This is a genomic window from Spirillospora sp. NPDC047418, assembly GCF_040643275.1.
GTDB lineage: Bacteria > Actinomycetota > Actinomycetes > Streptosporangiales > Streptosporangiaceae > Spirillospora.
The window spans coordinates 19,177-33,767 of the sequence record NZ_JBEYTW010000039.1; the positions used below are offsets into that span (position 1 = coordinate 19,177).

A 14,591-nucleotide genomic window follows, 5' to 3' on the forward strand; every position below is an offset into this window, starting at 1 on the left:
CGACAACTGCGCTGTCGTCGCAGGTACGCGGCCTGTGCCGGTGCGGCCGCCTTGTCAGTGCGGGCTCGCCGTCAGTGCGGGTTGGTCGCCAGTAGCTCCGCCAGGAGGTCGTCCAGGGTGACGATGCCCGTGAACTCGCCCCGCTCGTCGTTGACCACGGCGAGCTGGGCGTGGGCCCGGCGCATGCGGCTCACCGCGTCCAGGACGGTCGTCTCCGCCGTCAGGACGGGCGCGGGGTGCGCCAGATCGTCCGCGCGCCGGTCCCCGTTGGGCTCGGTGATGGCGGCGCGGACGTGCACGATCCCGGTCATCGCACCGTCCCCGGCCTGGACGAGCAGCCGGTTGTGCCCGCTGGCCGTGGCCGTCCGGCGGATCTGCGCGGCGGTCGCGTCCGCGCCGATCGTGGTGACGGACGTGGCGGGCACGACGAGCCGTCCGACGGTCGCCTCCCGCGCGGAGATGGCGCGGCGGAGCAGTTCGTGGTCGTGCCGCCCGATGAGGCCGAGACGGCGCGACTCGCCGACCAGGTGGCTGAGCCGGGCCGGGTCGGTGTGGCTGTCCAGCTCGTCCTTCGGCGTGACGCGGAAGAGCCGCAGCAGCGCGTTCGTCGTCGAGTTCAGCGCCGACAGGATCGGCCGGGACACCTTCGCGAACGCGCGGAACGGCAGCGCCAGGATCAGCGCGGATCGCTCCGGGTGCGTGATCGCCCACGACTTCGGCGCCATCTCCCCGATGACCATGTGCAGGAACGTGACGACGGCGAGCGCGGTGCCGAGCGCGATGGCCTTCACGCCCGCCTCGGGGACGCCGAGCGCGTGCAGCGGCGGTTCCAGGAAGTGCTCGAACGCGGGCTCGGTGACGATCGCGAGGCCCAGCGAGCACATGGTGATGCCGAACTGCGCGCCCGCGAGCATCAGCGACAGCTCCCGGACCCCGGCGAGCGCGGCGACGGCCGGCCGGCTGCCCGTGGCGGCGGCGCGTTCGAGCTGCGAGCGGTTGGCCGCGACCAGCGCGAACTCGGACGCGACGAAGAAGCCGTTCCCGATCAGCAGCAGCACGGTGATCAGCAGCGACGGCAGCGGGTTCATGACACCTCCACCGACGTCGGGGGCGAGGGCACCGAAGGCGCCGTGCGCGGCGGCGGCACGGGCGCCGCCCTGATCAGGATCTTCTCGGCGACGCGGCGCGCCACGCTCATGACCTCCAGTTCGACGGAGCCGGCGTCGACGTCGACGGTGAGCCGGTCCCCGGCGGACGGGAGCCGGCGCAGCTCGGCCATGACGAGGCCGCCGAGCGTGTCGTAGGCGTCGCCCTCCGGCAGGTCGAGCCCGGTGAGGCGGCCGACCTCGTCGATGCGCATGCCGGCGTCGACGAGCCAGGACCCGTCCGGGCCGGACGTCGGCGCCTCCGCCAGGCCGTCGGTCTCGTCGGTGATCTCCCCGACGAGCTCCTCGGCGACGTCCTCGAAGGTGAGGATGCCGGCGAGGCCGCCGTACTCGTCCACCACGCAGGCGAACTCCTGCCGGGAGTCGCGCATGTGCTCGATGACCCCGTACAGCGGCTGGCTGCCGGGGACGAGCAGCGCCGGCCGGGCGATGTCGCCGACCGGGGTGGCCGGGTCGAGGGTGTCGTCGGCGACCTCGCGGACGCCCGCGACGCCGATCACGTCGTCGACCTCCGTCCCGTAGACGGGGTAGGCGCTGTGCCCGGTCTCCCGGATCAGCGCGATCAGGTCGGCGGCGGTCGCGGTCGACGGCAGCGTCCGGACCTGCGGGCGCGGCACCATGACCTCGTCCGCCGTCAGGTCGCCGAACGACAGCGCGCGCTCCAGCAGGCCGGACAGGTCGGCGGGCAGGTGCCCGGCGCTGTGCGACTTGCCGATGATGTCGCCGAGCTCCTCAAGGGTCGCGCCGCTGTGCAGCTCCTCGACGGGCTCGACGCCCACGGCGCGCAGCAGGCGCTCCGCCGCGCGGTCGAACAGCCGGATCACCGGCCCGGCGATGGTCAGGTACACCAGGGTGGACGCGGCCAGGGCGCGCGCGAGCGATTCGGCGCGCGCCAGCGCGAGGTTCTTGGGGAACAGCTCGCCCAGAAGCATCTGGATGAGCGTCGCCAGGACGAAGCCGGTCGCGAGGGCGATCGCGCCCGTGGCCCCCGCGGGGACGCCCAGGACGTCCAGCAGCGGCTGGATCAGCTCGGCGAGGGCGGGCTTGGCGATGAACCCGACGACCAGGGTCGTCATCGTGATGCCGAGCTGCGCGCCCGAGAGCATGAACGAGACCCTGCTGATGACCTTCAGGGCCCTCTTGGCGGATGTGTCGCCGCGTTCGGCGGCCTGCTCCAGCGTCGCGCGGTCGGCGGCGACGTAGGCGAACTCCTGCGCGACGAAATACCCGGTCGCGGCGGTGAGAAGGATCACTGCTAGTACGCCCAGTGCCGCGCTCACCATGAGGCACCGGGTCTATGACTGGGGTCCGACACCGCGGACTCACCACTCCTCTCGTAGACGAACTACCTGTCGTAACGTCACTCGGCACAACGACGTTCCCGGTGGAAAGGGTACGGGGCGGCTGTCGACGTCCACGAGCGGGACGGCACGCGAAATGCGGCGGGCGTGGGCGAAAGCGCCTTGTCTCGGTTAGTGTCACGGATCACACTTGTATGAGAGCGTACGTCCGATAGTGGACCGGTCCGTGCTCCCAGACCGGCGCCGCCAGAGGGCATGCTCGGGGGACCGGAGAAGCGATCGCGGGGCAGACGTTGGACCAGAGCGGGGCCGGGGCCGCCGCGCCCATGAGTCGTGAAGGCGTCGACCATGCCCTGGGAAAGCTGCGGGACGAGCGCGAACGCATCGCCGCGTCCCTGGTCGAACTCGAGGACCAGCCCGGAATCCGGCTGCTCAAGGGCGCCCGGCTCACCGGCGAGACGTGGCGGCGCTGGGAGGACGCGCAGTCCCGGCTGGCGACGCTGTGGCTGCTGTTCGACGCCTACCAGCGCGTCCTGGAGGCGGCGTGCGAGCTGCGCGGACGGTCGCCGCGCCCGGACGTCGCGGCGCTGACCGAGCTGTCGGGGCTGCTCGCGGGCTGCGCGGTGGAGCTGCCCGACGGCGAGATCCCGCTGGAGCACCGCACCCTGCTCGGCCCGCAGGAGCGGCGGATCACCCTGGACGAGGCGGTGGCGATGATGTCGGACGCCTACAAGTTCGTCGCCGAGGAGGTCGCCGCCGCCGACACCGCCTGGACGGCGCTGCTGATGCCGCTGGAGCAGGCGGAGGAGAGCTGGCGGACGGCGACCCGGCTGGCGCACTCGCTGGACGGCACCCGCCACCCCGAACTGGACCGGGTCGGGCGGGAGCTGACCGCGCTGGGCCGGCTCGTCCGCACCGACCCGCTGTCGTTCGTGCGGAACGGGCATCCGGACACCGGCCGCCTCGACCGCGTCCGCGCCGTGCTGACCACGCTCGGCGACGAGCTCGCCGGGGTCGCCCGGATGCGGGACGAGTACGCCGACCTCCTCGCCCGCGTCACCGCCGTGATCGAGGAGACCGAGCGGACCGAGCGGCGGGCCCACGAGGCGTACACGATCGTCCTCGCCAAGATCCACTCGCCGAACCTGCCCGCGCCGGCCGCCGGGCTCGGCACCGCGCTCCGCGACCGGATCGCCGCGCTGGAGCGGCTCCGCGAGGCGGGCCGCTGGGTGGAGATGGCGGGCCGCTTCGCCGAGCTCGAGCGCGCCGCCGAGGAGGCGCTGGAACGGGCCCGCGGCGAGCTGCGTCTCAGTGCCGGCCTGCTGGACCGGCGCGGCGAGCTGCGCGGGCGCCTGGAGGCGTACCGGGCCAAGGCCGCGCGCCTCGGCCTGATCGAGGACGAGCGGCTCGGCGCGCTGTACGGCGACGCCCGCGAGACGCTGTGGACGGCGCCCTGCGACCTGCGCCGGGCCACCGCGCTGCTCGCGGAGTTCCAGCAGGCGATCAGGGCGAGCGAGAGCGAGACGGGGACGCGGCGATGAACCGATGCACCCAGCCCGGCTGCACGGGCGCGATCGACCCGGACGGCTTCTGCGACGTCTGCGGCATGGCCCCCGCCCCCGACCCCGCGCCCGCGCCCGCCGTTCCCCCGCCCGCCGTTCCCCCGCCCGCCGTTCCCGCGCCTGCCGTCCCCCCGCCCGCCGTCCCCCAGCCCGCCGTTCCCGAGGCGGCGGCGAGGGTGGGGTACACGAGGGCGGCGCCGGTGCGGGTTCCGGCCCAGGCGCTCGCCCCGACACCGGCTCCGGTCACGCGGCAGACGCCCTTCGCGCCGCCGACGGCCAGGGAGCCGGGGCCGGGCAGGGGCACCGGGCCCGGCGGCACGTCCGGGAGTTCGGCGGGCAGCGGCCGCGGCACGGTCGGGTCCGGCCGGACGGCGTCGCGCGGCGGCACCCGCGGCACCGGCTCCAGCGGCTCGACCAGGCGCGGGATGCTCGGCGCGGGCCTCGTGGAGGTCCCGCCCGTCCCCACCCGCGACCCCGCGTCCGCGATCATGGAGAACCCGGAGGTGCCGGAGAACCGGCGCTTCTGCAGCCGCTGCGACGAGAAGGTCGGGCGGAGCCGGGGCGGCAGGCCCGGCCGCACCGAGGGGTTCTGCCGCAGCTGCGGGCACCCGTTCTCGTTCACCCCGAAGCTGCACGCGGGCGAGCTGGTCGGCGGGCAGTACGAGGTGCTCGGCTGCCTCGCGCACGGCGGGCTCGGCTGGGTGTACCTGGCCCGCGACCACAACGTCAGCGAGCGGTGGGTCGTCCTGAAGGGCCTGCTCGACACCGGGGACGCCGACTCCCTCGCCGCCGCGACCGCCGAGCGCGCGTTCCTCGCCGAGGTCGAGCACCCCAACATCGTCAAGATCTACAACTTCGTCCGGCACGGCGACTCCGGCTACATCGTGATGGAGTACGTCGGCGGGCGCTCCCTCAAGGACATCCTGCTGAGCGTCCGCGCCGACCACGGCGACCAGGCGTCCCTGCCGCTCGGCCAGGTGATCGCCTACGGGCTTGAGGTGCTGAGCGCCCTCGGCTACCTGCACGGCGTCGGGCTGCTGTACTGCGACTTCAAGCCGGACAACGCGATCCAGTCCGAGGAGCAGCTCAAGCTGATCGACCTCGGCGGCGTGCGGCGCGCCTTCGACGTGGACAGCCCGATCTTCGGGACGCCCGGCTACCAGTCCCCGGAGATCGGCTCGCAGGGCCCGTCGGTCACCTCCGACCTCTACACCGTGGGCCGGACGCTCGCCGTGCTCAGCTTCCCGTTCCGCGGCTACACCGGACGGCATCTGCGCAGCCTGCCGCCCCGCGACGAGGTCGCGCTGTTCCAGCGGCACGAGTCCTACCACCGGCTGCTGCGGCGCGCCACGCACCCGGACCCGTCCCGCCGGTTCCAGAGCGCCGCCGAGATGGCCGAGCAGCTCACCGGCGTGCTGCGCGAGGTCCTGTCCGCCGAGGACGGACGGCCGCGGCCCGCGCCGTCGCCGCTGTTCGGGCCGGAGCAGCACACCGCCGGGGCCGAGATCGTCGCCGACCCGGAGAACACGACGATCCTGGCGCCGCTGGAGCCGGCGGCCGCGGCGGCGGCGCTGCCCGTCCCGCTGGTGTCGGCGTTCGACCCGGCCGCCGCGTTCCTCGCCGGGCTCGCCGCCCGCGACCCCGGCGACCTGGCCGCCGCGCTCGGCTCCGCGCCCGTCCCGTCCCGGGAGGTGCGGCTCGCGCTGCTGCGCGTCCGCATCGAGCTGGGCGACCTCGACGGCGCCGCCCGCCTGCTCGGGGAGATCTCGGCCGAGGCGCCGGACGACTGGCGCGTCGACTGGTACCGGGGCGTCCGCGCCCTCGCCGGCGGACGGGCCGCCGAGGCCGCCGCCGTCTTCAACGACCTCTACGACCTCGCGCCGGGCGAGCAGGCGCCCAAGCTGGCGCTCGCGTTCTGCTACGAGACCCTCGGCGACATGGGCAACGCCAGCCACTTCTACGAGATCGTCTGGCGCACCGACCCGACCCACGTCAGCGCCGCGTTCGGCCTGGCCCGCTCGTATCTCGCCGCCGGCGACCGGGCCGCCGCCGAACGCGTCCTCGACTCGGTCCCCCGGATCTCCAGTCACTACCTCGCCGCGCAGCTCACGGCCGTCGCCACGGCCGTCCGGGGCCGCAACCCCGGCGAGCTGAACGCGCCCGCGCTCGCCGAGGCGGGCCGCCGCCTCGCGTCCCTGCGCCTCGACACCGAACGGGCCGCCGCGTTCACCGCCGAGGTCCTGGAGGCCGCCCTCGCCTGGCTCCGCGCCGCCCGCACCCCCATCCCGGCCGGGTTCCAGCGGCAGATCCTCGGCACCGACCTGGACGAGTCGGCCCTGCGCGCCAAGCTGGAGGAGACCTACCGCGTCCTCGCCAAACTCGCCGACGGCGCCGGACACCGGCACGCGATGGTGAAACGCGCCAACGCCGTCCGCCCGAGGACGCTCTTCTGACCATGACCACCGACCAGCGCACCCCCGCCACCGCCTGCCGCACCTGCGGCGAGCCCGCCCTGACCCGCGACCGCTTCTGCGAACAATGCGGCACCCCCGCCCCCGGTTCGATCCCCCCGCCCCCGCCCATCCCCCGCACAACGAGCACGCACGCCGCCCCACCCACGCACGCCGCCCCCGCTGCGGGCCCCGTGTCCGGCGCAGGTGTTGCGTCCTTCGCAGGCCGTGCGGGGTGCGGGGATTGTGGTGGGGTGGCCGTGGGGGTGGACGGGTTCTGTGAGCGGTGCGGGTTGCGGCAGCCGGACGGGCCGGGGCAGGGCGAAGTCGACCTGGGGCCGGCCGGGGCAGCGGTCAGTGATCGCGGGTTGCGGCGCAAGCGCAACGAGGACGCGGTCGCGATCGCGCGGCTGCCGCAGGGCGCGTGCGCGGTGGTGTGCGACGGGGTCGCCACGGCGCCGGGGTCGCGGGAGGCGGCGCGGCGGGCCGCCGACGCGGCGCTGGCCGTGCTCACCGGACGGGTGTCGGTCGGCATGGATCCGCAGGGCGCGACGCGGGCGGCGGCGGAGCGGGCGGCCGAGGTCGTGGCCGGGCTCGCCCGCGGCCCGGACGCGGCGCCCGCGTGCACGTTCGCGTCGGCCATCGCGGACCCGGCCGGTGTGACGGTCGGGTGGGTCGGCGACAGCCGGGCCTACTGGCTGTCCGAAGCGGGTTCGCGCCTGCTGACCAGGGACGACTCATGGGCCGCGACCATGGTCGAGCAGGGCGCGATGAGCGCCGCGCAGGCGTGGGCCGACCGGCGGGCGCACATGATCACGGCGTGGCTGGGCGCGGACGCCGGGCCCGTCGAGCCGCATGTGGCGGCGTTCCGCCCGACGGTCCCGGGGCTGGTCGTGGTGTGCAGCGACGGGCTGTGGAACGACCTGCCGGAGGCGGCGGACCTCGCGGCGGTGGCGCTGGGCGGCGCGGGCGGCCCGCTGGGCGCGGCGCGGCGGCTGCTGCGGGCGGCGCTGGAGGCGGGCGGCCGCGACAATGTCACGGCGGCGGTGATCCCCTGTCCACCGCCGGTTGGGGAGCGGGGCAGATGAGCGGGTTTCCGGAGTTCACCGTCCGCGTCGACCAGAACGCCTACCTTCCGGCGGGCGGGCGGGAGATGCACGCGATCGTCGGCGTGTCGGCGCGCTCCGCGGGCGGCGGCGGCGCCCCGGCGGCGGAGATCATCCTGATCGACACGTCCGGGTCGATGTCGTACCGGGGGAAGATGGCCGCGGCGAAGCGGGCCGCGCGGGCGGCGGTGAACGTGCTGCGCGACGGCGTCCACTTCGCGGTGGTCGCGGGCGCGAACCGGCCGCGGATGATCTACCCGCAGGGGGAGCGGCTCGTCCCGGCGGACGAGGCGTCCCGGCGCGGCGCGGTGGGCGCCATCGGACGGCTGGAGGCGGCCGGCGGGACGGCGATCGGGTCGTGGCTGCGGCTCGCCGAACGCCTGTTCACCGGGTACGACGACGCCGTCCGGCACGCCATCCTGCTGACCGACGGCAAGAACCAGCACGAGCCGGCCGCGGAGCTGGACGCGGCGCTGCGGGCGTGCGAGGGCCGGTTCCTGTGCGACGCGCGCGGCGTCGGCACCGACTGGGACGTCGCCGAGCTGCGCAAGATCAGCTCGGCGCTGCTGGGCGGGTTCCTGGACGTCCCCGACCCCGCCGACCTGGAGGCCGACTTCCTGGCGATGGCGCGGGCCGCGATGAGCAAGGAGATCGCGGACGTGACGATGCGCGTGTGGACGCCGCAGCAGGCGCGGCTCCGGTTCGTGAAGCAGATGGTCCCGGCCGTGGAGGACCTGACCGGCCGCCGGGTCGAGTCGGGGACGCAGACGGGCGACTACCCGCTCGGCGCGTGGGGGAGCGAGTCCCGCGAGTACCACGTGTGCGTCGAGGTGCAGCCCGGCGACGTCGGACGGCAGATGCGCGCCGCGTGGGTGAAGCTGCTTGCGGGCGACGAGGTGCTCGCGTCCGGGAACGTCCTCGCCGAGTGGACCGACGACGAGGCCCACTCGACCCGCATCAACGGCCGGGTCGCGCACCACACCGGGCAGTCGGAACTCGCCGCGGCGATCCAGGAGGGCCTGGAGGCGCGCCGCGAGGGCGACGAGGACCGCGCGACCGCCCGGCTCGGGCGCGCGGTCGTCCTGGCGCGGGAGGTCGGCAACGCGCAGATCTCCGGTCTGCTCGACCGCGTCGTGGACGTCGTCGACGAGGCGAACGGGACCGTCCGGCTGAAACGGGACGTGTCGAAGGCGGACGAGATGTCGCTCGACACCCGTTCCGTCCGGACCGTCCGGACCCGGCAGGGCGACGACGGCAAGGCCGGGGGCTGAGGCCCATGCCGATCTGCCCGCGCGGGCACACCTCCCGAGGCACCGGCCGCTGCGACGTCTGCGGCGACCCCATCGGCGCCCCGCCCCCGGCCCCGGCCTCGCCCCCGCCCGGCGCGTCCCCGCCCGCGGCGGAGGCGCCGGCGTGCCCGCACTGCGGGACGCCGCGCTCGGGCCGCTTCTGCGAGGTGGACGGCTATGACTTCGACACCGGCACCCGCTACACGGTCGAGCTGGGCATCGACCGTGCGGCGCGGGCGGTGCCGCTGGTGCCGCAGCCCCGCACCGGCAGCTCCCCGGCCGCCCAGCCCGCGCAGCCCGGACCGTCCGCGCTGGTCGCCGCCGACCGCGCCTACTTCGACACGGTCGTCGCCGAGATGGGCGAGGACGCGGCGGGCCTCGCGTTCCCGCCGTACTGCCCGGAGCGGCGGGTCCCGCTGGCCGGCGGGCAGGTCCGGATCGGGCGGCGCAGCGCGTCCCGGGGGATCGTGCCGGAGATCGACCTGGGCGCGCCGCCCGAGGACCCCGGTGTGTCGCATCTGCACGCCGTCCTGCTGGCGCGGCCCGACGGCACCTGGACCCTCGTCGACCCCGGTTCGACGAACGGCACGACGGTGAACGGCGGCACCGCGCCGATCCCGGTGAACGCGCCGGTGCCGATGGCCGACGGCGACCGCATCCATGTGGGCGTCTGGACGACCATCACGCTGTCCCTGCAGGAAGGCCCGCCATGACGATGAGTCCCGCGCAGCCGGCGGCTCCCGCTCCCCGGACGCCCGGCCCGCGGCTCGACCCGGCCCCGCCGCCCCGGCCGCCCGCCCGGATGCCCGCCGATCCGCCCGGCCCGCGCGGCGGCCGCCTCCGGACGTTCCTGCGCGGCCGCTGGCTGAAGACGATCCCGGGCCGCATCCGCGCGCATGTGGTGCTGTGCCTCGCCGCGCTCGTCGCGCTGCTGGCCGTCCTCACCGTGTCGGTCGGGAACGCGCGCGACTCCGTCCAGACGATCGGGCACGACGCGGGCCCGCAGGTCGTCGCGACCGGCACGCTGTACTTCGCGCTCAGCGACATGGACGCGCAGGTGTCCAACATCCTGCTGATCGGGCGCGAGCACAACCTCGGCATCGGCTACGACAACTCGCTGCGCGTGTACGAGATGCGCCGCGCGGAGGCGGACGCGGCGGCGGTGCAGGCCGCGCAGCTCGCCGGGCGCGACCCGGCGCTGAAGCGGACCGTCCAGGAGGTGCTGGACGGCCTCGGCAAGTACGAGCGGCTCGTCGGCCAGGCCATGCAGCTCGACGCGCAGTCCGACCACGCGGCGGGCGAGCTGCCGCCGCAGGTCGTCGACGCCTACCGGCAGGCGTCCGACCTGATGAAGCTGCAACTGCTGCCGAAGGCGTACAACATCACGCTGGACAGCGGCGCGCACGTCCGGCAGTCGTATGAGACGAAGCGGTCGGCGGTGCTCGCGGGACGCGCCTGGGTCGCCCTCACCGGCCTGATCGCGCTGCTCCTGCTGATCGCGACGCAGCTGTACCTGGCCCGGACGTTCCGCCGCCTGCTCAACCCGGCGCTGGTGCTCGCGACGCTCGGCACGGTCGTGCTCACCGCGGTCGGCGCGGGCCTGCTGACCGCGCACGCGGGCCACATCAAGAAGGCGAAGGAGGACGGGTTCGACTCGATCCTCCAGCTGTCGCGGGCGCGGGCGATCAGCCACAGCGCGTTCGCCGACGAGAGCCGCTACCTCCTCGACCCGGGCCGCGCCGACACCTACGAGCAGACCTACCTCGACAAGTCCCTGTCGGTGATCTACCCGGACCTCGGCGACAAGCCGGTGAACCTGGAGAACTACTACGCGGGCCTGGAGCAGAAGGTCGCCCCCTACAAACCGGGCAAGGGCGCCGTGCCGTTCCTCGGCTTCTTCGGGGACGAGGCCCGCACGGTCGACAGGGGCCGCGAGGCCGACGCCCTCGGGGCGGTGCTCGCGGCGTACCGGACCGTCCAGCGCAACGACGCCGAGATGCGGCGGCTGGCGTCGTCGGGGAACCGGTCCGGGGCGATCGACCTGCGGATGGGGCGGACGTCCGGCGCCATCCACGACTTCGACAACTACGACAAGGCCCTCAGCCTGCTGACGGCCGTCCACCAGGACGCCTTCGACGACGCGATCAGGGACGCGGACGGCGGGCTGCGCGGCTGGAACGCCGTGCCCGCCGCCGGCGCCGCCCTGATCGCCCTGCTGGTCCTGGCGGGGGTCCGCCCCCGGCTGGCCGAGTTCCGCTGACCGTGACCGGAGGAGAGCAAGCCATGCGCGGTACCCGAGCCGTCGCCGCCGTCCTGGCCGCGGCGGTGCTGGCGGGCTGCGGCCTCGGCGGCACCGAGGAGGAGTCGGCGGCCGACAAGGACTCCCTCGTCATCGGCGTGAAGGCGGACCAGCCGGCGCTCGGCGTCAAGCGCCCGGACGGGACGTACGAGGGCTTCGACGTCGATGTCGCCACCTACATCGCCGGGAAGATGGGCGTGCCGAAGAGCCGCATCACGTGGAAGACGACGAACTCGTCCGTGCGCGAGGAGGCGCTCGCGAAGGGCACCGTCGACATGATCGTCGCGACGTACTCGATCACCGCGAAGCGCAAGATGAAGGTCACCTTCGGCGGCCCCTACTACGTCGCCCACCAGGACACCTTCGTCCGCGCGGACGCCGCGTCCATCAAAAACGTCCGCGACCTGAAGGACAAGCGGATCTGCGAGGTGACCGGCTCCAACTCCTGGCGGCGCGTCATCGAGGAGCGCAAGGTCGCCGCCCGGCCCGTCACCGTCGGCACCTACGGGGCCTGCATGGACGCCCTCGCCGCCGGGACGCTCGACGCCGTGTCGACCGACGACCTGATCCTCGCCGGGTTCGCCGCCGGCCGCCCCGGGCGCATGATCAACGCACCGTTCACCGACGAGAAGTACGGCGTCGGGCTCAAGAAGGGCGACCTGCGGGGCTGCGAGGAGGTCAACCGGGCCATCACCGCCATGTACCAGGACGGCACCGCGCAGCGCCTGCTCACCCAGTGGTTCGGCAGGTCGGGGCTGAAGCTGACGACGAGCGTCCCGCAGTTCGAGGGCTGTACCTGACCCCGTCGGGGCGTGCTGAGCGGTCAGGGCGTGGTCGTGGACGGGAACGCGACGATCGCCTCGCGCAGCGTGTCGTAGATCGGGATGTACTTGTCGATGCCCGTGATGCGGAAGACCCGCTGGACGCGCGGCGGCAGCGCCACCAGCGCGATGTGCCCGCCGCGCTCGCCGGCCCGGCGGTTGGCGGCGACGAGGGCGTTCAGTCCGGTCGAGTCGCAGAACGTGACCTCGCGCATGTCGACGACCATCGGTTCCTCGGTGTCGACGACCTCGAAGAGGGTCTCCTCGAAGCGCGTCCTGGACACCACGTCGATGTCGCCCTGGACACGGACGACCGTGCAGCGGTCGTCCCGCATCAGGCTGATGTCGAAGTCCATGGTCACCTCACGCCCATCCGGTCGTACCCGGCCATCTCAGGTGACTCCTCAGGATTGCGCACCCGTGCCCGCATTCCAAGCTCTCACCGGGAAAGGGGACCGGTCACCGAGCCCGCGCCCCGGACCGTAACGCCGCCCCGGACGTCCGGCCGGTCCCACGTGCAGACTCTACCCGACGCGGCGTCCGGGCCGTCCGGATGCGTCCGGGGACCTCCGGGAAACGAGCGCAATAACTTACTCAAGAGAAACTTACTGGACGGTAAGAAATGGCGTCCAATGTCACTCGGACAGGACTTGACCTGGGCTTGGACCATTTCTTACCCGCCTCCCGGCGCGAAAGGCGGACACTGACCCCGGCCCGGATCGGCGCAGAGGTTACAGTGGCGGTGGCGAAATTCAGGAGGCTGGGTGTTCTACACGTTCATGACGCGCGTGGTGCGTCCGATCCTCTGGCTGCTATTCCGGCCCCGCGTCGTCGGCGGTGAGAACGTGCCGAGCTACGGGCCGCTGATCGTGGCCAGCAACCACCTGTCGTTCATCGACAGCTTCATCATCCCGCTGGCCGTGCCGCGCCCGGTCACCTACATCGCCAAGGCCGACTACTTCGAGGGCGGCGGGCTGAAGAACCGCTTCGTCCGCTGGTTCCTCACCAACCTCGGGCACGTCCCGGTCCGCCGCGGCGCCCGCCGCGCCGCGATGGGCGCCCTGGAGCAGGCCGCCGAGGTCCTCGACAACGCCGGCGCCTTCGCGATCTACCCCGAGGGCACCCGCTCCCCGGACGGACGCCTCTACCGCGGCCGGACCGGCGTCGGCTGGCTCGTCCTGGAGTCCGGTGCCCGCGTCCTGCCGGTCGCCCTGGAGGGCACCGAGAAGATCCAGCCGATCGGCGCCGCCTTCCCGCGCGTCTTCGGCCCCCGCCCCACCGTGCGGATCGGCCCGCCGATGGACTTCTCCCACTACGGCGACCTCCCCCCGGCCAAGGCCCGCCGCGCGATCACCGACGAGATCGTCGAGACCATCCAGAAGATGTCCGGCCAGGACTACGCCGCCGAGTACAACGAGCGCGCCGAGCAGCAGACCTGAGCCGCGCCGCCCGGTCTCGCGCCGCCCGGCCTCGCGGTGTCGGGCCGGCCGTCGTCCGCCGGGTTGGCGGAGAAGGTGTGTCGCCGGGGGTGTTGGTGGGGGTGCGGGCCGTAGTGTCGCGGCCATGGCGTCCAGGATCCTCCCGATCGTCCTGTTGGTGACGGCCACTGCCGCGAGCGCGTGCGGCGGAGGCGGCGGTGAGCGCGCCCGGGAGGTGCGCAGCACCGCCCGCGCGGAGGTGGCGGGCATCGGCTACACCTCCGACCAGCTCGCGCAGGCGCTGCTCGCCGAGGCGCCCGGCTACCGGCGGGCCGGGGAGCCCGATTCCGGGGAGTACGGGTCGCTGAAGGCCATCCAGAACGCCGCCAGGCTGCAGCGCGAGGCGACCCTCGACAAGCCGCGCTGCGGGACGGACCGTCCGGGCGGCACCGTGGCGGGCGACGTCCCGGCCGCGCTCGTCTCGTTCACCGGCGCGGCCGGGCAGACCGCCACCGAGACGCTCATGGGGATGTCCGCCGCGGACGCCGAGAAGCAGGTCAACGCCCGCGTCCCGTCCGGCTGCCTGAAGTTCCGCACCAAGATCGGCTCGAACTGGGCGGAGCACCGCGTCGTGGAGGCGCCGAAGGGCGAGATCGGCGAGGGGTCCCGCACGGTGGGGGTGTCCACGACCAGCGGCGGCGCCCGGTCCCGCACCTGGTACGTGGTCTTCCGCGGCCGCCACTACCTCGCCACCGTCACCGTCTTCGGCCCGGCCGTCACCCGCGCGGACGCCGAGCGCTTGGCGCGCGAGGCGCGCGACCGGGCCGAACGCGTCCTGCCCTGAGTCACGCGGCTCGTGGAGCGTCTCGCGGAGCGGATACTGTTCGCCTTACACGGGACGTGTGTCCCGGGCGTGTCGTTCCCAGCGGGGGTGTCCTTGATCGGTAAGGAGGGCCGGGTGACCGGCCGGATCGGGCCGGGACTCGTCGGGGAGGTCATGATCCCCATCAGGGGCGGTGTCGAGGCGTTCTACGCGCACCCGGTGAACCCGCAGGACGAGATCGGCGTCGGGACGATCATCGTGGTCGTCGAGCACCACCCGCCCCGGACGGTGTACGTGGCGCCGGCCCTGCCCCAGTAGGGCCGCACGTCCCAGACTGGCACAAAGAGGCCATCCCG

General features: G+C 74.1%; 13 protein-coding genes. 10 read left to right on the plus strand and 3 right to left on the minus strand.

Annotated elements, in window-relative coordinates; genetic code table 11:
* Nucleotides 1–71: 71 nt before the first annotated feature.
* The gene (locus ABZ806_RS23690; RefSeq protein WP_500219542.1) at nucleotides 72–1,088 is read right to left on the minus strand and encodes a hemolysin family protein; all 1,017 of its coding nucleotides are present in this window, start codon (nucleotides 1,086–1,088) and stop codon (nucleotides 72–74) included.
* On the minus strand, nucleotides 1,085–2,449 hold the full coding sequence (locus ABZ806_RS23695) for a hemolysin family protein (protein ID WP_500219543.1): 1,365 nt from the start codon (nucleotides 2,447–2,449) through the stop codon (nucleotides 1,085–1,087). Before ABZ806_RS23695 ends, ABZ806_RS23690 begins: the two co-directional genes overlap by 4 nt.
* Nucleotides 2,450–2,793: 344 nt before the next feature.
* Between ABZ806_RS23695 and ABZ806_RS23700 the strand changes: the two genes are divergently transcribed.
* The 7 genes from ABZ806_RS23700 to ABZ806_RS23730 all read left to right on the plus strand — a co-directional run bounded on the left by ABZ806_RS23700 (nucleotide 2,794) and on the right by ABZ806_RS23730 (nucleotide 11,973).
* Complete coding sequence (locus ABZ806_RS23700) at nucleotides 2,794–4,008, plus strand: hypothetical protein (protein WP_500219544.1); 1,215 nt, start codon at nucleotides 2,794–2,796, stop codon at nucleotides 4,006–4,008.
* Nucleotides 4,005–6,482, plus strand: coding sequence for a serine/threonine-protein kinase (locus ABZ806_RS23705; RefSeq protein WP_500219545.1), 2,478 nt, complete (start codon nucleotides 4,005–4,007; stop codon nucleotides 6,480–6,482). The genes ABZ806_RS23700 and ABZ806_RS23705 overlap by 4 nt, the downstream gene beginning before the upstream one ends.
* Nucleotides 6,483–6,733: 251 nt before the next feature.
* On the plus strand, nucleotides 6,734–7,567 hold the full coding sequence (locus ABZ806_RS23710; protein ID WP_500219546.1) for a PP2C family protein-serine/threonine phosphatase: 834 nt from the start codon (nucleotides 6,734–6,736) through the stop codon (nucleotides 7,565–7,567).
* The gene (locus ABZ806_RS23715) at nucleotides 7,564–8,856 is read left to right on the plus strand and encodes a vWA domain-containing protein (protein ID WP_500219547.1); all 1,293 of its coding nucleotides are present in this window, start codon (nucleotides 7,564–7,566) and stop codon (nucleotides 8,854–8,856) included. Before ABZ806_RS23710 ends, ABZ806_RS23715 begins: the two co-directional genes overlap by 4 nt.
* A gap of 5 nt (nucleotides 8,857–8,861) precedes the next feature.
* On the plus strand, nucleotides 8,862–9,587 hold the full coding sequence (locus tag ABZ806_RS23720) for an FHA domain-containing protein (RefSeq protein WP_500219548.1): 726 nt from the start codon (nucleotides 8,862–8,864) through the stop codon (nucleotides 9,585–9,587).
* Nucleotides 9,584–11,134 (plus strand): GlnX family signal transduction membrane protein, encoded by a 1,551-nt coding sequence (locus ABZ806_RS23725; protein ID WP_500219549.1) that lies wholly within the window; start codon nucleotides 9,584–9,586, stop codon nucleotides 11,132–11,134. The genes ABZ806_RS23720 and ABZ806_RS23725 overlap by 4 nt, the downstream gene beginning before the upstream one ends.
* A gap of 23 nt (nucleotides 11,135–11,157) precedes the next feature.
* The gene (locus tag ABZ806_RS23730) at nucleotides 11,158–11,973 is read left to right on the plus strand and encodes a glutamate ABC transporter substrate-binding protein (RefSeq protein ID WP_500219550.1); all 816 of its coding nucleotides are present in this window, start codon (nucleotides 11,158–11,160) and stop codon (nucleotides 11,971–11,973) included.
* 23 nt (nucleotides 11,974–11,996) lie between these two features.
* Here the strand turns inward: ABZ806_RS23730 and ABZ806_RS23735 are convergent, their stop codons facing one another.
* Entirely contained in the window at nucleotides 11,997–12,350 is a 354-nt protein-coding gene (locus ABZ806_RS23735; protein WP_500219551.1) for an STAS domain-containing protein, read from the minus strand.
* 408 nt (nucleotides 12,351–12,758) lie between these two features.
* Here ABZ806_RS23735 and ABZ806_RS23740 point away from each other — a divergent pair, with 408 nt between their 5' ends.
* The 3 genes from ABZ806_RS23740 to ABZ806_RS23750 all read left to right on the plus strand — a co-directional run bounded on the left by ABZ806_RS23740 (nucleotide 12,759) and on the right by ABZ806_RS23750 (nucleotide 14,553).
* Nucleotides 12,759–13,433, plus strand: a complete 675-nt coding sequence (locus tag ABZ806_RS23740) for a lysophospholipid acyltransferase family protein (RefSeq protein WP_500219552.1) — start codon at nucleotides 12,759–12,761, stop codon at nucleotides 13,431–13,433.
* Nucleotides 13,434–13,557: 124 nt separating this feature from the next.
* A complete protein-coding gene (locus ABZ806_RS23745) occupies nucleotides 13,558–14,256 on the plus strand; it encodes a hypothetical protein (RefSeq protein WP_500219553.1) in 699 nt (232 codons plus the stop codon).
* Nucleotides 14,257–14,370: 114 nt separating this feature from the next.
* On the plus strand, nucleotides 14,371–14,553 hold the full coding sequence (locus ABZ806_RS23750) for an NfeD C-terminal domain-containing protein (protein WP_375022083.1): 183 nt from the start codon (nucleotides 14,371–14,373) through the stop codon (nucleotides 14,551–14,553).
* The last annotated feature ends 38 nt before the right edge of the window (nucleotides 14,554–14,591 follow it).